An 18,819-nucleotide genomic window follows, 5' to 3' on the forward strand; every position below is an offset into this window, starting at 1 on the left:
CAAAGGCTTCAGAACCGAAACAGGGAGAACGACCATGACTGCCAGCATCGTCGGATGGGCGCACACGCCATTCGGCAAGTTCGACGCGGAAACCGTCGAGAGCCTCGTGGTGAAGGTTGCGACCGATGCGCTGGCGGATGCCGGCATTTCAGCCGAAGACGTCGACGAGATCGTGCTCGGGCATTTCAATGCCGGCTTCTCGCCGCAGGATTTTACGGCCTCGCTGGTGCTGCAGGCCGACCCCAAATTGCGCTTCAAGCCGACCACGCGGGTCGAAAACGCCTGCGCCACCGGTTCGGCGGCGGTACATCAGGGCATCCGGGCGATCGCTGCGGGCGCGGCCAGGATCGTGCTGGTGGTCGGCGTCGAGCAGATGACGCGGACCCCCTCGGCCGATATCGGGCGCTACCTCCTGAAGGCGTCCTATCTGCCCGAGGATGGCGACACCATCGGCGGCTTTGCCGGCGTGTTCGGCAAGATCGCGCAAAGCTATTTCCAGAAATATGGCGACCAGTCGGACGCATTGGCGATGATCGCGGCCAAGAACCACAAGAATGGCGTCGCCAACCCTTATGCGCAGCTGCGCAAGGATTTTGGCTTTGAATTCTGCCGCGCCGAGAGCGAGAAGAACCCGTACGTCGCAGGTCCCCTGAAGCGCACCGACTGTTCGCTGGTGTCCGACGGCGCGGCGGCGCTGGTACTGACGGATTTGGAAACCGCAAAGACCATGGGCAAGGCGGTGAACTTCCGCGCCACCGCGCACGCGCAGGATTTTCTGCCGATGTCCAAGCGCGACATCCTGCAGTTCGAAGGCTGCACCGTTGCCTGGCAGCGCGCGCTGGCGCAGGCCGGGGTGCAGCTCTCCGACCTCTCTTTTGTCGAAACCCATGACTGCTTCACCGTCGCCGAACTGATCGAATATGAAGCGATGGGCCTGACGCCCCGCGGGCAGGGCGCCCGCGCCATCAAGGAAGGCTGGACCCAGAAGGACGGCAAGCTGCCGGTCAATCCGTCCGGCGGGTTGAAGGCCAAGGGCCATCCGATCGGCGCCACCGGCGTCTCCATGCATGTGATGAGCGCGATGCAGCTCGTCGGTCAGGCGCCCGAGGGCATGCAGCTCAAGAACGCAAAACTCGCCGGCATCTTCAACATGGGCGGCGCGGCGGTGGCAAACTACGTTTCCGTACTGGAGCCTGCGAAGTAGCCGAGAAACGTGCTATCGTAGGGTGGGCAAAGGCGCGCTAGCGCCGTGCCCACCATTAGTGCCGCGCGATGAGGGAGGTGGGCACGTCTCGCTTCGCCACCCTACAATTTCCGGAGCGTGCATCATGAGCAACGAAAGTTCGTTGTCATCGGCAGAACTGAATAACCGGATCAGGATTCTGGAAGACAACATCCGGCAGTTGATCGAACAGGCTGCCGCCGCCTCCGGCGAACGGAACGAAGCGCGTATCGCCGACCGCCTCAGCCAGCAGAATGAAGAGCTGGAGCGCCTGACCCGGGAACGCGACGCCAGATCGAAGAAATAGCCGCCAACACCGCTCTATCGTTGTCCCTGCGTCCGTGCGCAATTGCGCACCAGGCAGGGACGACACCAGCTATTGTTCTCCAGCGCATACGCCCATACGCCGGGCGCGCTTGATCTTCCCAATCCGCTGCCGTTACTTGACCGGAACGACAATCCGGGAGCGAATTGAGCCATGGGACCGTTGGAAGGCATCAAGGTCATCGACATGACGACCGTGCTGATGGGGCCCTATGCGACCCAGATGCTCGGCGATTACGGCGCCGACGTCGTCAAGGTGGAATCGCTCGATGGTGATGTGACGCGGCAAATCGGTCCGACCCGCCATCCCGGCATGGGGCCGGTGTTCCTCAACACCAATCGCAACAAGCGCTCAATTTGTCTCGATTTGAAGAAGCCAGCCGGGCGCGACGCCGTGCTGCGGCTGATCAAATCCGCCGACGTGCTGGTCTATAATGTGCGCCCGCAGGCGATGGCGCGGCTGAATCTCGGTTACGACGTGGTGTCTGAAATCAATCCGCGCCTGGTCTATGCCGGCGTGTTCGGCTTCGGCCAGGATGGGCCCTATGCGGCAAAACCGGCCTATGACGACCTGATCCAGGGCGCGACGGCGTTGCCGGCGCTGATGGCGCAGACCGCCGACGGCGTGCCGCGCTATGTCCCGAATGCGCTGGTCGATCGCATTGTCGGGCTCACAGCCGTGGGCGCGATCTGCGCCAGCCTGGTTGACCGTAACCGCACCGGCCGCGGCCAGCGCGTCGATATCCCGATGTTCGAAACCATGGCCGGTTTCGTGATGGGCGATCACATGGGCGGTCTCACCTATGAGCCGCCGCTCGACAAGGGCGGCTATGCCCGTCACCTGTCGCCGGACCGGCGGCCTTACAAGACCTCGGACGGCTATATCTGCGTGATCGTCTACAACGACAAGCAGTGGCAGAATTTCTTCGACGCAACGGGGCGTGACGATCTTCGCGTCCACCCGAAATTTGCAACCTTCGCCGGCCGCGCCGTCAATATCGACGCGGTTTATGCCGAACTGGCGCGCATCCTCGAGACCAAGACCACCGCCGAGTGGACCGCTATCCTCGAGAAGGCCGATGTGCCGGTCATGCCGATGCACGACCTAGAAAGCCTGCTCGGCGATCCCCACATCGTCGCGACCGATTTCTTCCCGGTCGTCGATCATCCGACCGAGGGCCGCATTCGCAACATGCGACCTTCGGCGCGATTTTCCGAAACGCCGGTTGAGACCAGGTGGCTGGCGCCCCGCCTGAGCGAGCACAGCGCGGAAATCCTCCGCGACGCCGGTTTTTCGCCGGATGAGATCGCAGCCCTGGTGCGCGATGGCGTCACCAGGACCGCGTCAAACACGTAAGGACAGATAGATGGATTTCGCGCTATCCGCCAACCAGGAATCGATCCGCGACGCGGTCGCAAAAATCTGTTCGCGATTTGACGATGCCTATTGGCTGAAGAAGGACAAGGAGGGCGGTTACCCAGCCGACTTCCACCGCGCGCTGGCGGATGCCGGCTGGCTCGGCATCTGTATCCCCGAGGAATATGGCGGGTCAGGGCTCGGCATCACCGACGCCGCGATCATGATGCGGACGATTTCGGAATCCGGCGCGGGCATGTCCGGCGCTTCCGCCGTGCATATGAACGTGTTCGGGCTTAATCCCGTTGTCGTCTTTGGCACCAAGGAACAGTGCACGCGCATGTTGCCGCCGATCATCGATGGCCGCGACAAGTCCTGCTTTGCGGTGACGGAGCCCAATACCGGGCTCAACACCACGCAGTTGAAAACCCGCGCGTTGCGCAAGGGCGACAAATATGTCGTCAACGGCCAGAAGGTCTGGATTTCCACCGCGCAGGTCGCCAACAAGATCCTGCTGCTGGCGCGCACCACGCCGCTGGAAGAGGTGAAGACGCCGACGCAGGGCTTGAGCCTGTTCTACACCGACTTCGACAAGAAGCGCGTTACGGTGCACGAGATTGAGAAGATGGGCCGCAAGCCCGTCGACTCCAACGAATTGTTCTTCGAGAATTTCGAGATCCCGGTCGAGGATCGTCTGGGCGAAGAGGGCCGTGGCTTCGAATATATCCTGCACGGCATGAATCCCGAGCGCATCCTGATTGCGGCGGAAGCGGTGGGCTTGGGCCAGATCGCGCTGTCGCGCGCCGCGGCCTACGCCAAGAACCGCATCGTGTTCAATCGCCCGATCGGTATGAATCAAGGTATCCAGCATCCGCTGGCGAAGAACTGGATGGAGCTGGAAGCCGCGTGGATGATGGTGCTGCGCGCAGGCTGGCAATACGACCAGGGCATGCCATGCGGCCCGGCCGCCAATGCCGCGAAATATCTTGCCGCCGAAGCCGGCTTCCACGCCTGCGAGCAGGCGGTCATGACGCTTGGCGGCTTCGGATACGCCAAGGAGTATCATGTCGAGCGCTATTTGCGGGAATCCCTGATCCCGCGGATTGCGCCGATCAGCCCGCAGCTCATTCTTAGCTTCATTGCCGAGAAGGTGCTGGGTTTGCCGAAGTCGTATTAAGGCGGCACTGCCATGAGCTTCATCACCGGCGTCGGGCTGACGTCCTACGGCAAGCATGAAGGCTCGTCCTCGCTCGATCTGATGAGCAAGGCGGCCGAGTTTGCCATTGCGGATGCCGGGCTGAAGCGATCCGAGATCGACGGCATTCTCTGCGGCTATTCGACGGTGTCGCCACACATTATGCTGGCCACCGTGTTCGCCGAGCACTTTGGCATCCAGCCATCCTATGCGCATGCGGTGCAGGTCGGCGGCGCCACTGGACTTGCCATGACCATGCTGGCGCACCATCTCGTCGACGCCGGCGTGGCAAAGCATGTGCTGGTGGTCGGCGGCGAAAACCGCCTCACCGGACAGAGCCGCGACGCCTCGATCCAGGCGCTGGCGCAGGTCGGTCACCCCGATTACGAGGTGCCGCTGGGACCGACGATCCCCGCTTATTACGGCCTCGTCGCCTCGCGCTACATGCATGAATATGGCGTCACCCAGGAAGACCTCGCCGAATTCGCGGTGCTGATGCGCGCCCACGCTGTGACCCATCCTGGCGCGCAGTTCCACGAACCGATCACCGTCGCCGACGTGATGGCCTCAAAGCCGGTGGCGATGCCGCTCAAGCTCTTGGATTGCTGCCCGGTGTCCGACGGCGGCGCAGCGTTCGTGGTCAGCCGCGAGCCGACCTCCGCGACCGGCATTCGCGTGCGCGGCTGTGCGCAGGCGCACACCCATCAGCACATCACGGCAGCGCCGCGTTTGAGCGAACTCGGCGCCGAGATCGCGATCGCCAAGGCGAAGGCAGCATCCGGCGTTGCGATATCGGATGTGCGTTATGCCGCGGTCTATGACAGCTTCACCATCACGCTCGCTATGCTGCTGGAAGACCTCGGCCTTGCCGGGCGCGGCGAAGCGGCGGCGCGGGTGCGGGCAGGGCATTTCGGCCGCGACGGCGCGCTACCGCTCAACACCCATGGCGGGCTGTTGAGCTACGGGCATTGCGGCGTCGGTGGCGCGATGGCGCATCTGGTCGAGACGCATCTACAGATGACGGAACGTGCCGGTTCCCGGCAGGTCCGCAATGCCTCGGTCGCGCTCTTGCACGGCGATGGCGGCGTGCTGTCGTCGCATGTCAGCATGTTCCTGGAGCGGGTGCGATGAGCGACAAACTGGCCGACTGGACCAAGGGCGCCGAGGCCATCGTCTATCAATCCTGCGGTGCGTGCGGGAACGTGCAATATTTCCACCGCCGTTTCTGCGCCGCCTGCGGTGCGCCGGATCCGGTGGAGAAGCGTGCCAGTGGAACCGCGACGGTCTATGCGACGTCGCTGGTGTGCCGCGCCGCGACGCCGGAGACGCGCGCGCATGTTCCCTACAATATCGTGCTGGTCGATGCGGCGGAGGGCTTTCGCATGATGGCCCACGGCGACAACGATCTGGCGATCGGTGACAACGTCACCGCAAGCTATCGGCCGTTTGCGGGAAGGCTGGTCCCGTATTTCGAGAAGACGGGGTGAATGTCAGGCATCAATGCTCACGCTACGAAGCAACCCAGAACTACGCGGAACAGGTGAAAATCTGAGTGCTTCGACGCGTCAACATTCAATGCCAGTAGAACACGACGCTGGCGATAACGAGCATTGCTGTTACCGCCATCATCTGCGCAAGCGCTTCCGAGGCCGCCTTTTTGGTGGCTTCCTTCATGCCTAACTCCCTAGACTTGGGCATGAGTCATCAATGCCCGCGAAGGCTTGATGGCTCAGTTTGGTTTTACTCGGAACACCCCGCGACGAGTATTCGCTCTTTTGAGTCCCCACTCAGCGAATATCGACAGTCCTGAGAATCGACCAGCATTGAGGCGGCAATTTGGCTCGCTCGTAGCCGGTTTGTGCACGAGAGAGGGAGTTTTTTGGCGCGGCTCGAACGGCTTGGACGCAGGTCCGAACTGGCGTCGGCAGCATTTCGGCGGTTGATCGGCCTTCTGCTGCGGTGCATGATCCCTCTGTCAACAAATCAGAAAATCCCCAAACCCCAAGGTGATCAATGGCCCGCGTCGAATACAGCGATCCCGCCAAGCACAACGAGCGCACCCGCGAATTGCTGGGCAAAAACCGCAATGCCAACATCTTTCGCATGATGGCGCATTCGCCGAGCTACCTCGAACAATACTGCCGGCTGGGTGGGGCCATCAGGCACAAGGGCGAATTGGACCCGATCGTGCGCGAGCTCGCCATCACCCGCACCGGCATCCTGTGCGAGGCACCTTACGAAATCGTCGCCCACAAGCGGATCGGCAAGAACGTCGGCGTCACCGACGAGCAGAACGAGGCGCTGGAGAACTGGGAAGCGGCGACCTGCTTCAACGACGTACAACGCGCGGCGCTCGCCTTCACCGATGAAATCGTCCGGCGTCACAAACCAACGGACGCGACCTTCAACGCGATTGCCTCGAAACTGACGGCGGCCGCACTGGTCGAATTGCAGCTCTCGGTCGGCTTCTACATCATGACGTCGAAGTTTCTGGAAACGTTTGCCATCGATCTGCAGCCGGTGACGGAAGTGGTCGGCTGATCGACGGCTGTTCCGCGAACGACGAATCTCAGTTCGCAGGGCCGTATCGTCGCAGCGCCTCCAGCGTCAATCCCTTGCCGACGGCGCCGAAGATGTCGCCCTCGACGATGCGGGCCGATGGCACGGCTTTGACGATCGTATTGCGAACGTGGGCGAGTTTTACCGAGCCGCCGGTCAGGAACACCGAGTCGATATCGCCGGCGGCCAGGCCTGCCTGGATAAGGCAGTTGTTGATCCGCGCGGCGATGCGATCGGCCAGCTGTTTTGTGTGGCTGACGAGATCGGGGCGGCTGATATCAGCGCCAAGGCCGGGGGTAACCCACTCCAGCGGGATGTCCGCCCGGCGCTGCTCGGACAGGGCAATCTTGGCCTCTTCGACTTCCATCGCCAGCGTATGGCCGCGCTGTTCGTGCACCACGCGTATCAGCCGGTCGAGAAGTTCCGGCTCGCTGGCCTCCTGCCGCACCTGGCGGATATCGGCCATCACGCGCGGATCGTACATGCGGTTGATGCTCGACCAGGTCGCGAGGTCGTGGAAATAGCTCGACGGCACGTCAAGCCCGGGACGCTTCATGGCGCTGCGGAATCCGAACAGCGGCATGATCACGCCGAGGCTGAGCTGACGGTCGAAATCGGTGCCGCCGATGCGCACGCCGTCATTGGCGAGGATATCGGCCGCGCGATCGGCCTTGCCGTGGCGCTCGGGCCCCAGACGCACGATCGAGAAGTCGGAGGTGCCGCCACCGATATCGGCGATGAGTGCGACTTCCTCGGATGTGATCTGTCGCTCATAGTCCAGCGCCGCGGCGATCGGTTCGAACTGAAACGTGACCTCGTCAAAACCGATCCCCCGCGCAATCGTCCGCAGGGTGTCCTCCGCCTTGCGATCGGCGTCCGGCGCGTTGTCGACGAAGTGCACCGGCCGGCCGTGAACAACCTCGCGCAGTTCGCGCGCCGTGGCTTGTTCCGCGCGGCGTTTGACCGCACCGAGGTAATAGGCGATCACGTCGCGAAAGCTGACCCGTGCGCGTCCGAGCCGGGTGGTTTCGTCGATCAGCGAGGTGCCGAGCACCGACTTGAGGCTTCGCATCAGCCGGCCAGGCGCGCCTTCGACATAGGTTTCCACGGCCTTGCGGCCGATCAGAACGCCCCCGTCCACCTCATAGAACATCGCGCTGGGTATAGTGGTTTGTGTGGCCTCCAGGGCCACCAGAACCGGCGCATGGCCCTCGATGGTGCCAAGCGTCGTGTTCGACGTTCCGAAATCAAGGCCACAGATTGACACGGGTACTCCTGGAGGGAGCGTCCGTTTACACATTACAACGCCATCGATCCACCTTTATCTTGTGCCATCGCAACCGGTTGTTCGCACATATTGAATTGTTCGATTAAGGCCATCCACAGATCAATTTGTTTCCCGCAACGCCTTGATGAAATAATCTGCGATGGTCCATAAGCGGCCTCCGGCGGCGGGGGTGATTCACCTGCCGCTCTGGTTTCGGGAAAGATGTGGCCGTGGCAAATATCAATCGACAGATCGCGGAAGAACTCGGCGTTCGCGAGCAGCAGATCTCGGCGACGGTCGAATTGCTCGACGGCGGCGCCACCGTGCCGTTCGTGGCACGCTATCGCAAGGAAATCACCGGCGGGCTCGACGACGCGCAATTGCGCACGCTGGAAGAGCGGCTGACCTATCTGCGCGAACTCGAGGAGCGCCGGACGGCCATTCTCAATTCGGTCCGCGAGCAGGGCAAGCTCGACGCCGCGCTGGAAGCCGCGATCATGGCGGCCGACAGCAAGGGACGTCTGGAAGACATCTACCTGCCGTTCAAGCCGAAGCGCCGCACCAAGGCCGAGATCGCCAAGGAAGCCGGGCTCGAACCATTGTCCGAACTGTTGCTGACGCAGCCGCAGAACGATCCGCAGGTCGTGGCTGCCGGCTACGTCGACGCCGAGAAGCAGGTGCCTGATGTCGCCGCGGCGCTCGAAGGCGCACGCGCGATCCTGGTGGAGCGTTTTGCCGAGGATGCCGATCTGATCGGGCGCTTGCGCGAAGAAATGTGGTCGAACGGGGTGATGACATCCACCGTGCGCAAGGGCAAGAAGACCGAGGGCGAGAAGTTCAAGGACTATTTCGACTACAACGGAGCCCTCCACAAGCTACCGTCGCACCGCATTCTCGCGCTGTTTCGGGGTGAGAAGGAAGAAATCCTCGAGCTGCAGATGATGCCCGAGGCGAATGTTCCGGCGGCCGGCGTCCCCAGCACGTATGAACTGAAGATCATGCAACGCTTTGCGATTACCGATCAGGGCCGCCCGGGCGACCGCTGGCTGATCGAGACCGCGCGCTGGGCCTGGCGCACCAAGATCCAGGTGCATCTCAACATCGACCTGCGGATGCGGCTGTGGACGGCGGCGGAGACCGAGGGCGTGCGGGTGTTCGCCTCGAATTTGCGCGACCTGCTGCTGGCAGCGCCGGCCGGCGCGCGCGTCACCATGGGGCTCGATCCTGGTTACCGCTCCGGCGTCAAGGTCGCCGTCGTCGACGCGACGGGGAAGGTGGTGGCGACCACCGCGGTCTATCCGCACGAGCCCCAAAGGCAATGGGATGCGGCGCTGGCGACGCTGGGCAAGCTCGCGGTCGCGCACCGCGTCGACCTGATTGCGATCGGCAACGGCACCGCTTCGCGCGAGACCGACAAGCTGGCGACCGAGCTGGTCAAGCTGCTGCCGGACCTGAAAATGTCGAAGATCGTGGTGTCCGAAGCGGGCGCGTCGGTCTACTCCGCCTCGGCCTTCGCGTCCGAGGAATTGCCGGAGCTCGACGTCACCTTGCGCGGCGCGGTGTCGATCGCGCGGCGCCTGCAGGATCCGCTGGCCGAACTCGTCAAGATCGACCCGAAGGCGATCGGCGTCGGACAGTACCAGCATGACCTCGGCGAATCCAAATTGGCGCGCTCGCTCGATGCCGTGGTCGAAGACTGCGTCAACGCCGTCGGCGTCGATGCCAACACGGCTTCCGCCCCGCTGCTGGCGCGGGTGTCGGGCATCGGCGCAGGGCTCGCGCAAAGCATCGTGCAGCATCGCGACGCCAATGGCCCGTTCAAATCGCGAAAGGCGCTGAAGGAAGTGCCGCGGCTGGGACCGAAAGCGTTCGAGCAATGCGCCGGATTCCTGCGCATCAACGGCGGTGAAGACCCGCTCGATTCGTCCGGTGTGCATCCGGAAGCCTATCCTGTGGTGCGGCGGATACTCACCGCAGCCAAGAGCGACATCAAGGCGCTGATCGGCAATGCCGAGATCGTGCGCCAGTTGAAGCCGCAGGCCTTTGTCGATGACACGTTTGGTCTGCCCACGGTGACCGACATCCTGCGCGAACTGGAAAAGCCCGGCCGCGACCCGCGTCCGGCATTCAAGGCCGCGGTGTTCAAGGAAGGCGTCGAGGAGATCAAGGACCTCAAGCGCGGCATGATCCTGGAAGGCACGGTGACGAATGTCGCGGCGTTCGGCGCCTTCGTCGATATCGGCGTGCACCAGGACGGACTGGTGCACATCTCGGCGATGTCGAAAACCTTCATCAAGGACCCGCGCGAGGTGGTGAAGCCGGGCGACATCGTCAAGGTCAAGGTGCTGGAGGTCGAGGTCGCTCGCAAGCGCATCGCACTGACGCTGCGGCTCGACGACGAAGTGGGCGAGAAGGGCCCCAAGCTGTCGGAAAGCAAGATGCGCGAGTATTCCAAGGCGTCGATGACGTCGTCCGCGCCGCGCAAGGCACAGGAGCAGGGCGGTGCACTGGCTGATGCCTTGCGGCGTGCCGCCGAAAAGAACGGGCGGGGCAAAGCGGGATAGGCGGGGCGCGTCTCGCCACCAGTGGCTTCATCCTTCGAGACGCGGCCAAGAGGCCGCTCCTTCAGGATGAGGTCTGGCAGTGTCGAAACCGGGATGCAGCTCTTTGACCCTCATAGTGAGGAGCACGGCAACGCCGTGCGTCTCGAACCATGTGGCCCCTGGCAGCAAGTCTAACTCGGTGTCAGCAGATTCACCTTGGCGTTGGCGAGGATCAGGCGGTCGGCGAGTAATTGCGCAAGATTGCGCATGATGCGCTCGCCGGCGCGCGGATGCTGCTTTCGGAAACGTTCGAAATCGCGCAGCGGGACTTCATAAGCCGTCGCGGCCATGTCGGCGAAGACGTCAGCCGAGCGGCGCGGCTCCAATAGCGCCATCTCGCCGAACGGCATTCCCGCCGTCAGCGTCGCCAGGCGGATGCCGTCGGGCAGGGTGACATGCACCACGCCGCTCCTGAGAAAGAACACGGAAGTTGCGGGATCGCCGGCCGCGATGATCTTTTCGCTCGCCTGATAGGTCCGGATCGAAGCGAGCGAGGCGAGATCGGTCAGTTCCTCCTCCGTCAGCCCCGCCAGCAGCGCCTGTTCGGAGAGTTCGGTCGCCTCGAAGAAATCGATCGCGCCGCCGTAGCGGTACACCACCTGGTCTTCCGCCCATTCGATGGCGGCATCGAGCAAATAGTAGTTGCGGATGTTGCTGAGGCCTTCCGTCCATTCCCCGATCATCTTCCATTCCGGCGACGACCGTCTGATGCCGGACAGGATCACGGTGACGTGGTGGGCAGCGAGTTCGCGGAATTCCTCGGCGAGCAGGCGGGTGCCGGCGCGGGTCATGGCCGTCACGCGGCGGAGGTCGAAGATGACGAGCTGCGGCCGCGGCTTGGCCGCGAGCTGGCGCGAGACATAATCGACATTGGAGAACGACAGCGTCCCGACCAGCTCGATCACGCGAACGTCCTGGTGATGCGCGGCGAGGATGTTCTGTTCCTGCGCACGCCGCACGCGCCGCGACGGGCTATTGCCGATGTCGTAGTCGGCAATGATGCTGTTGCGCGCGTCGTCGCTGCGGTTCAGCATATGCAGGTCGTAATGCGATGACAGCGCCTCGCAGACCTTGATGCCGCGCACGCTGTTGCCGTGCTTGTCGAGTTTCGGCGAATAGCTGCCGAGCCCGAGCCGCGCCGGCAGCGCCGCGAGGATGCCGCCGCCGACGCCGCTCTTGGCGGGAATGCCGATCCGGTAGATCCATTCCCCGGCGTAATCATACATGCCGGAGCTCGTCATGACGGAGAGCGCCCGCGAGATGGCATACGGCGTCAGCACCTGTTCGCCGGTCACGGGATTGATGCCGCGGTTGGCCAGCGTCGCAGCCATCACGGCGATATCGCGCGCCGTCACGAGGATGGCGCATTGCCGGAAATACACCTCCAGCACGGCAGCCACGTTGTCTTTGATCACGGCATTGGTGCGCAGCAAATAGCCGATCGCCCGGTTGCGGTCGCCGGTAGCGCTTTCGGAGGCATAGACGGCGTCGTCGACGTCGAGATCGCGCCCGGCAAACCGGCCCAGCGCCTGCCTGATATAGTCGAATGCAGCGTCGCCCTTGGCCTCGTGGATCAGGCCGGAGCAGGCGATCGCGCCGGCATTGACCATGGGATTGAACGGGTGGTTCTCGGCGTTGAGGCGGATCGAGTTGAAGGGATCGCCCGACGGCTCGACGCCAATGACGCTTTCGACCCGAGCCGCACCCAGCGTATCCAGCGCCAGCGCGAACACGAATGGTTTCGACATGGACTGGATGGTGAAGGGGATCTGGGTGTCGCCGACCTCATAGACATGGCCGTCGAGGGTGGCGAGGCTGATGCCGAAATGGGAAGGGTCGGCCTTGCCGAGTTCGGGGATGTAATTGGCGACCGCGCCGCTGCTCTCGGGCGCGAAATCCGCGTGGCAGGCGTTCAGGAACCGCAGCAAGGGCGGTTTCGAGCTGGTCCAGGCAGCGGGGCCGGCGTTAAGCGGAGGAGGCGATTGTTTCATCGCCTCCTCTTGTGCAACGCAATCAGGGTGCGCGCAACTGGCTCGGCGCCAAGGTCTGGCGCCGTACCAGCACCAGCGCGGTGAGAACGGTCGGGATCAGGATCGCCAATCCAAGAGAGGTGACCTGCCATTGCGCGAGCGGCATGATACCGCCGCCAGGCGTGGCGATGACGAAGCCACCGATCACGAGCAATACCCGCAGCGGCCATTCCAGCGCGCCGGCACCCCTTAGGTCGCCGACAAACGCCTGATAGCCCTGGATGCCACCGCAGATGAACAGTGTGCCGAAGCCCGCCAGCGCCATCAGCCCGAGCCCCTCCAGATACGGGCTTGGTCCCTGCAGCACCAGCGCCGGGTTCAGCACGAAGAAGAACGGGATGAAATAGATGATGCTGCCGACCCACATCGACTCCCATCCCGTCTTCATCGCCGGCGAGCCGGCTATGCCGGCTGCGGCAAAGGAGGCGATGGCGACTGGCGGCGTGATCGAGGACAGCATGCCCCAGTAGAAGATGAACATGTGCACGGCCATGCGGTTGAGGCCGAGTTTTTCCAGCGCGGGCGCCACCAGAATGGCGAGGAAGATGTAGCAGGCCGTCGTCGTCAGTCCAAGCCCGAGAACGAGGCTGGTGAAGGCGCACATCACGAGCAGCAGCAATGCATTGTCGCCGGCGATCCGCAGCAGATCGTTGGCGAGGCTGGAAACCACGCCGGTCATCGAAAACGCGCCGATCAGAAGCCCGCAGCCAGCCAGGATGCCGACCAGCTCGACGAAGGTACGTCCGTTGACCTCGAGGAACTTGCTGATAGTCGCAGGCGTCCAGCGCGTATCCTTGGAGAAGATCTGGTTCAGTACCAGCAGCAGCGCCGTCGCGTAGAACGGCGCGTGGCTCTCGCGCTTGAAATACAGCAGCATCACGATCAGGAGCGCGATGACGAAAATATAGTACCAGCCCTCCTTGATGGTGTCCCAGACCTTCGGCAGCTCGGACCGCGGAATGCCCTTCAGCCCGTGGCGCGCGGCATAGGAATCCACCTGCATGAACAGGCCGATGTAATACAGCGCCGCCGGAATGATCGCGGCGAGCGCGACGTCGGCGTAGCTGACGTTGAGGAACTGCGCGATCACGAACGCGGTCGCGCCCATCACCGGCGGCGCCAGCACCGCGCCGGTCGACGCGCAGGCCTCGATCGCGGCGGCATAGGAGGCGCGGAATCCGCTCTTCTTCATCACCGGAATCGTCATGGTGCCCGCGGTCAGCACGTTAGAGATAATCGAACCGGACATCATGCCGAGCAGGCCGGAGGCAAAGATGCAGACCTTCGCGGCGCCGCCGCGGAAGGTGCCGCACAGCGCAAAGGCGATGTTGATGAAGAATTTGCCGGCGCCCGTCATCATCAGCGCGGTGCCGAACACCAGAAAGCCGATCACGGTGTCGGCAAAGGCCTGGATCGGGATGCCGAGCAGGCTTTCGCCCGACAGCACGTGATAGGAGGTCGCCTGTTCGAGCGTCGATTGCGTGCCGCGGAACGGTCCCAGCCACGTGGCGTCGGCGAACAGCGGATAAACCGTAAACGGCATCACGCTCAGCAGCAGGCTCCAGCCGCCTGTGCGCCGCAACGCCTCCATCAGCACCGCCCACATGATGACGCCGGCGACGATGACAGGCGTCGGCGCGCCGCCGAATTCCCAGCCGGCTTCTGCCGCCTTGCGGACGCTGCGCATCAGGAGGATGGCGCAGGCGAAGGTGACGACGAAGAGCAGGATGTCGTACCAGGGAATTCGATCCAGCGGCGAACTCTCGGCTCCCGGAAAGATCAGGAACGTGAACGGCAGCATCAGTGCGATCAGCAGATAGAAATACTCGGTGTTGAGCTGCGTATAGCCGAGGAAGAAGCGTAGCGAGAATTGCTGGTTGATGCACAAAAGGATGGTGACCGCGGTCGCGACCACCAACGCCCAGCGCCACGCCCCTCGCAACGCTCGCACCCGCGTGACCTCGGCTTCCTGCATGTTGGCATGCGGGTCGTCGAACTCAATTCGTTGTGTCGGCGCGATTACGCTATCGCTCGCAGAAGGTGACATTATTTCCCTCGAGACGGTATTCGCTGTCGACCTGATCGCGCGAAGCAGTGTTATTCAAAGCCGTTCGGCATGCTGGCTTTGGTCAGCGCCGCAGCGCGCGCCTTCATCCAGCCATCGAGAAACGCCTTGTCGTCCGATGGCGGACTGGACTTGTTGAAGTCGGTCCATGCCGCCGCCAATACCTGCTGGCGCTTGAGCAACCCCTTGTTATGGGCTTCCTGTTCGTCGCTCCACTGTCCGGCTTCCTTCAGAGCCTTGGCTGCGCCCGGATGAACCGGGACCACCCAGTTCTTGGTCTGGCGGTCGGCGGCAAGGCCGCCCGCGCCCGGCGCGGAATCCTTGTAAGCGTCGTAGCCCGTGATCATCGCCTTGGTGATGGCATAGACCTCGTCGGCGCCCAGCGATCCGTATGACACGAAGATCGGATAGGGGTAGTTGCCGAGCTCGACCGGCTTGTCCTTGGTGATGCCGGCACCGCAGGTCGCGACGTGCGGGAAGAAGAACGAGCCGACCTTTTTCACCCGCTCCCAGCCGGCCTTGTCGCTGGCGGGCAGCGGCGGCCAGATGATGCCGCGCGGCGATGTCTCGAGTTCCTTGGCAGGGCCGGTGATGGTGGTGGCGAAGGCGGCATCGATGTCGTTGTTGACCATGCCCTTCCACATCGCGCCATAGCTCGAGAACTCGACGACCTTGACGTCGCTTTGCTTGAGGTCACCGAACGCCAGGACCGCGAGTGCGTTCTGGTTCAGCGCCGGCGAACCGACCACGAAGCCGACGCGCTTGCCCTTGAGCTGCTTGATCTCGGTCACGCCGCTATCCTTGGCGACCCCGAGCGAAGCGCCGTTGCAATCGACGGTAGACAGCACCAGTTGCAGGGCTTGCGGACCCCATTCCTTGGTGCCGAATTCGAACACGCCTTCCTGGGCGAAATAGCTGCCGGAGCCCATCGCGGACATGGCCGCGCGCTTGGCGCGCAACGGTGCCAGTCGCGCCACGTCGTTGCCGGCGGGCAGCACGCGGACATCGGTGCCGTATTTGTCCTTCATCATCTTGCCGACGCCGACGGCGATGTTGAAGCCCGCCGTTCCGGTGTCATAGGCGGTGACGACCATGGTCGGCGGCAGCTTGACGTCTTGGGAATGGGCCGGCGAGGCGAGCAGCGAGACGCCCGCAAGGGCAATTGGCGCGAACGCCTTCAACCGATGAATCATAATTTTTCCCCTCAGATAGTTTTCGCGAAAGTCACTCGTTAGCGTTGATCATGTCATCGGCTGCTGGCGATGGCAACGTTAGGTGCGCAAACGTCAACAGCAGAGCTGGACAGATTGTCGCGGAATCGTCGCAAGCACGTCTATGCCGTGATCAAGTTAAGCTTCGATGACGGCGACGACCTGTCCTTCAGCGATGACGTCGTCGAGTTTGACCAGGATAGCCTTGATTCTTCCTGCCGTCGTCGACGTGACCGGAATTTCCATCTTCATGGCTTCGACGAAAGCAATCTCGTCGCCGTCGCTGACATTTCCGCCGGTTGTGACGGGAAGCGCGCACACGCGGCCGGCGACTTCAGTGACAATCTTGATGTCTGGCATTTCCGCTCTCCGGGGACCGTCTGACGGACTCGTGTCCTCGCGAACGGCTTTTTGTTGTGACCGCAGATTGCCTGAGGTAGTTTGTTCTGCAAGTGGAATTTTATTCCGCAGGGCGGAATGGAGCCATACCAAATGGGAAGACGCTCGGAACGGCTTAGCAAGCAGGGAATGCTCGCCAGCGATCTCGCAGGCGAGGGTGACGTGATCCAGGTGGTGTCGCGGGCGTTCGACGTCCTGCGCTGCTTCGAGGGTCATGAAGCGAGACTGGGCAATCTGGAAATTTCCAGCCGCTGTGGTCTGCCGCGGTCGACGGTATCGCGGCTCACGCACACGCTGACGCGGATGGGCCAGCTGGTTTATCTGCCGCGCGACCAGAAATACCGGATCGGTCCAAGCGCGGTGGCGATGAGCACCTCGATGATGAAGGGGTTGCAGCTTCGCAATCTTATCCGGCTGCGGTTGCAGGACGTCGCCGATCAATTGCCGGGTACCGTCGGCTTCGTGATTCCGGATCGCTATCATCTGGTCTATCTCGAATTCGCGCGTGCAGCGAATGCGCTCGGTCTGCATGAAGGCACCGGCAGCCGCATCTCGATGACGAGCACCGCGGCCGGCTTTGCCTACACCGCCGCGCTCGATACTGACGTCGGCGACGCCTTGATCGCCGAAATGGAGCGCGAGATTCCGGGAAATGCGGGGCTCTTGAAGTCGCGCATGGAAACCAACCGCCGCCATTTGCGCGAACACGGTTATGTCGTCGGCTGCGGCACCTGGAGCCCGCATATCAACGGTTGCGCGGTGCCGGTGTGGTCGCCGCAATATCAAACCTTCGTCGTCGTGACGATCGGGCTGCTGTCCGCGATGTTTGATGAGAAGCGGCTGCACGGGGAAGTGGCGCCGTTGATGCTCGAACTCAGCGTTGCGATCGGCAGTCTGCTCGAAGGCGCCGAGGGCGATATCTTCGCAAATCGCATGGAAAGAAAGCCGCTTCCGGTACCGGCTCATAATAACAAGATCATCAAGACGGAGGATACGAATGAACTGGAAGCCGGAGCTCGACGAGCTCGCTCGGCGCGAAGCGTTCGCGCGCGAGATGGGAGGCGTTGACAAGGTCAAGCGCCAGCATGACCAGGGCCGGCTCACGGTTCGTGAGCGCATCGACGGACTGATCGACAAGAATTCCTTCCACGAGATCGGCGCGATTTCCGGCATCGCCGAATACGACGACAACAGCGAACTCAAGCACCTGACGCCGGCCAACTGCGTGTTCGGCCGCGGCAAGATCGACGGCCGCACCGTAGTCGTGGTCGGCGACGATTTCACCGTGCGCGGCGGTTCGGCCGACGCCTCGATCTCGGCCAAGCCGCTGATGGCCGAGGAAATGGCGCATGATTTTCGCCTGCCGATCATTCGCGTGATCGAAGGCTCGGGCGGCGGCGGCTCGGTGAAGACGATTGAAACGCGCGGGGCTGCCAATCTGCCCGGCGGGGTCGGCGGCACACGCTGGTACTGGTTCACGATTGCCAACATGGCGCGCGTGCCGGTGGTGGCCCTCGGCCTCGGTTCGGTCGCGGGCCTTGGCGCGGCGCGGCTTGCCGCCAGCCATTATTCCATCATGACCAGGAATTCCGCGATGTTTGTCGCAGGTCCGCCGGTCGTGAAACGCCTCGGCCAGGATCTGACCAAGCAGGAGCTCGGCGGCGCCGAGATCCAGACCCGCGCCGGCGGCGTCGACGATGCCGTGGACACCGAGGAGGAGGCGTTCGAACGCGCCAGGCGCTTTCTGTCCTATCTGCCGTCCTCGGTGTACGACCTGCCGCCGACCACGCCTTTTGCCGACGATCCGGAGCGCGCGGAAGAATCGCTGTTGAAGGCGGTGCCGCGCAATCGCCGCCAGGTCTACAAGATGCGCCCGATCATCGACGCCGTGGTCGACAAGGGCTCGTTCTTCGAGGTCAACGCCAATTTCGGCCGCCCGGTCATTACCGGGCTCGCCCGGCTCGAAGGCCGCGCCGTGCTGCTGCTGGCGAGCGATCCCTTCCACTACGGCGGATCGTGGACGGCGGAGGCGTGCCAGAAGGTGGTGCGCTGGGTCGACTTCGCAGAGACCTTCCATCTGCCGGTGGTTTATCTGATGGATTGCCCCGGCTTCATGATCGGGCTCGAGGCCGAGAAGTCGGCGACCATCCGTCACGGCGTGCGCGCGATGGCGGCGGTCAACCAGTCGACCGTGCCCTGGTGCACTATCATCGTGCGCAACGCATTCGGCGTGGCCGGTGTCGTGCACCAGCCGGCCAACCGCTATTCGATGCGCTACGCCTGGCCGTCGGCCTATTGGGGCTCGCTGCCGCTGGAAGGCGGCATCGAGGCGGCCTACCGCGCCGACATCGATGGTTCAGATGATCCGGCCGCGAAGCTGAAGGAGATCGAGGATCGCCTCAACAAGCTGCGCTCGCCGTTTCGTTCGGCCGAGAAATTCTGGGTCGAGGAGGTGATCGATCCCCGCAAGACGCGTTCGCTGTTGTGCGAATTCGCGCGATTGGCGGAGCCAATCCGAACCGTGGGTCCGCCAACCAATATGTCGACGCGGCCGTAGGTCTCGTAGGGTGGGCAAAGCGCAGCGTGC

The 18,819-nt window shown here is 63.1% G+C and carries 15 protein-coding genes; 10 read left to right on the top strand and 5 right to left on the bottom strand.

Going from position 1 to position 18,819, the window contains the following annotated elements; all coding sequences use genetic code 11:
- Positions 1-34: 34 nt before the first annotated feature.
- The 7 genes from V1294_RS18880 to V1294_RS18910 all read left to right on the top strand — a co-directional run bounded on the left by V1294_RS18880 (position 35) and on the right by V1294_RS18910 (position 6,639).
- The gene (locus tag V1294_RS18880; RefSeq protein ID WP_334499236.1) at positions 35-1,204 is read left to right on the top strand and encodes an acetyl-CoA acetyltransferase; all 1,170 of its coding nucleotides are present in this window, start codon (positions 35-37) and stop codon (positions 1,202-1,204) included.
- A 124-nt stretch (positions 1,205-1,328) separates the two neighbouring features.
- Positions 1,329-1,529: a hypothetical protein gene (locus tag V1294_RS18885; protein WP_334481421.1), complete on the top strand. Its 201-nt coding sequence runs from the start codon at positions 1,329-1,331 to the stop codon at positions 1,527-1,529.
- Between the two features lie 171 nt (positions 1,530-1,700).
- On the top strand, positions 1,701-2,903 hold the full coding sequence (locus V1294_RS18890) for a CaiB/BaiF CoA transferase family protein (RefSeq protein ID WP_334499238.1): 1,203 nt from the start codon (positions 1,701-1,703) through the stop codon (positions 2,901-2,903).
- A 10-nt stretch (positions 2,904-2,913) separates the two neighbouring features.
- Entirely contained in the window at positions 2,914-4,080 is a 1,167-nt protein-coding gene (locus tag V1294_RS18895) for an acyl-CoA dehydrogenase family protein (RefSeq protein ID WP_334499240.1), read from the top strand.
- Between the two features lie 12 nt (positions 4,081-4,092).
- Positions 4,093-5,229 carry a thiolase family protein gene (locus V1294_RS18900; protein ID WP_334499242.1) on the top strand — a complete coding sequence of 379 codons (1,137 nt, stop codon included), beginning with the start codon at positions 4,093-4,095 and terminating at the stop codon, positions 5,227-5,229.
- Complete coding sequence (locus V1294_RS18905; RefSeq protein WP_334499245.1) at positions 5,226-5,585, top strand: Zn-ribbon domain-containing OB-fold protein; 360 nt, start codon at positions 5,226-5,228, stop codon at positions 5,583-5,585. Before V1294_RS18900 ends, V1294_RS18905 begins: the two co-directional genes overlap by 4 nt.
- Positions 5,586-6,111: 526 nt before the next feature.
- Positions 6,112-6,639, top strand: coding sequence for a carboxymuconolactone decarboxylase family protein (locus V1294_RS18910; RefSeq protein ID WP_334481413.1), 528 nt, complete (start codon positions 6,112-6,114; stop codon positions 6,637-6,639).
- A gap of 28 nt (positions 6,640-6,667) precedes the next feature.
- Here the strand turns inward: V1294_RS18910 and V1294_RS18915 are convergent, their stop codons facing one another.
- Positions 6,668-7,924, bottom strand: coding sequence for an Hsp70 family protein (locus V1294_RS18915; RefSeq protein ID WP_334499248.1), 1,257 nt, complete (start codon positions 7,922-7,924; stop codon positions 6,668-6,670).
- Between the two features lie 230 nt (positions 7,925-8,154).
- On the opposite strand from V1294_RS18915, the gene V1294_RS18920 reads away from it, so the two are divergent.
- Entirely contained in the window at positions 8,155-10,488 is a 2,334-nt protein-coding gene (locus V1294_RS18920) for a Tex family protein (protein ID WP_334499250.1), read from the top strand.
- A gap of 170 nt (positions 10,489-10,658) precedes the next feature.
- On the opposite strand, the gene glsA is transcribed toward V1294_RS18920, so the two are convergent.
- From glsA to V1294_RS18940, 4 genes are all read right to left on the bottom strand, one after another.
- Positions 10,659-12,518, bottom strand: coding sequence for a glutaminase A (glsA, locus tag V1294_RS18925; RefSeq protein WP_334499252.1), 1,860 nt, complete (start codon positions 12,516-12,518; stop codon positions 10,659-10,661).
- Between the two features lie 22 nt (positions 12,519-12,540).
- A complete protein-coding gene (locus V1294_RS18930) occupies positions 12,541-14,604 on the bottom strand; it encodes a TRAP transporter permease (protein ID WP_334499254.1) in 2,064 nt (687 codons plus the stop codon).
- A 50-nt stretch (positions 14,605-14,654) separates the two neighbouring features.
- Positions 14,655-15,815: a TAXI family TRAP transporter solute-binding subunit gene (locus V1294_RS18935; RefSeq protein WP_334481406.1), complete on the bottom strand. Its 1,161-nt coding sequence runs from the start codon at positions 15,813-15,815 to the stop codon at positions 14,655-14,657.
- A gap of 156 nt (positions 15,816-15,971) precedes the next feature.
- On the bottom strand, positions 15,972-16,193 hold the full coding sequence (locus V1294_RS18940) for an acetyl-CoA carboxylase biotin carboxyl carrier protein subunit (RefSeq protein ID WP_334481405.1): 222 nt from the start codon (positions 16,191-16,193) through the stop codon (positions 15,972-15,974).
- Between the two features lie 132 nt (positions 16,194-16,325).
- On the opposite strand from V1294_RS18940, the gene V1294_RS18945 reads away from it, so the two are divergent.
- Both V1294_RS18945 and V1294_RS18950 read left to right on the top strand, forming a co-directional pair.
- Positions 16,326-17,300, top strand: coding sequence for an IclR family transcriptional regulator (locus tag V1294_RS18945; RefSeq protein ID WP_334499257.1), 975 nt, complete (start codon positions 16,326-16,328; stop codon positions 17,298-17,300).
- Positions 17,230-18,789: an acyl-CoA carboxylase subunit beta gene (locus tag V1294_RS18950; RefSeq protein WP_334499260.1), complete on the top strand. Its 1,560-nt coding sequence runs from the start codon at positions 17,230-17,232 to the stop codon at positions 18,787-18,789. Before V1294_RS18945 ends, V1294_RS18950 begins: the two co-directional genes overlap by 71 nt.
- The last annotated feature ends 30 nt before the right edge of the window (positions 18,790-18,819 follow it).

It is taken from the genome of Bradyrhizobium sp. AZCC 1678, from assembly GCF_036924765.1.
In the GTDB taxonomy this organism is placed as follows: domain Bacteria; phylum Pseudomonadota; class Alphaproteobacteria; order Rhizobiales; family Xanthobacteraceae; genus Bradyrhizobium; species Bradyrhizobium algeriense.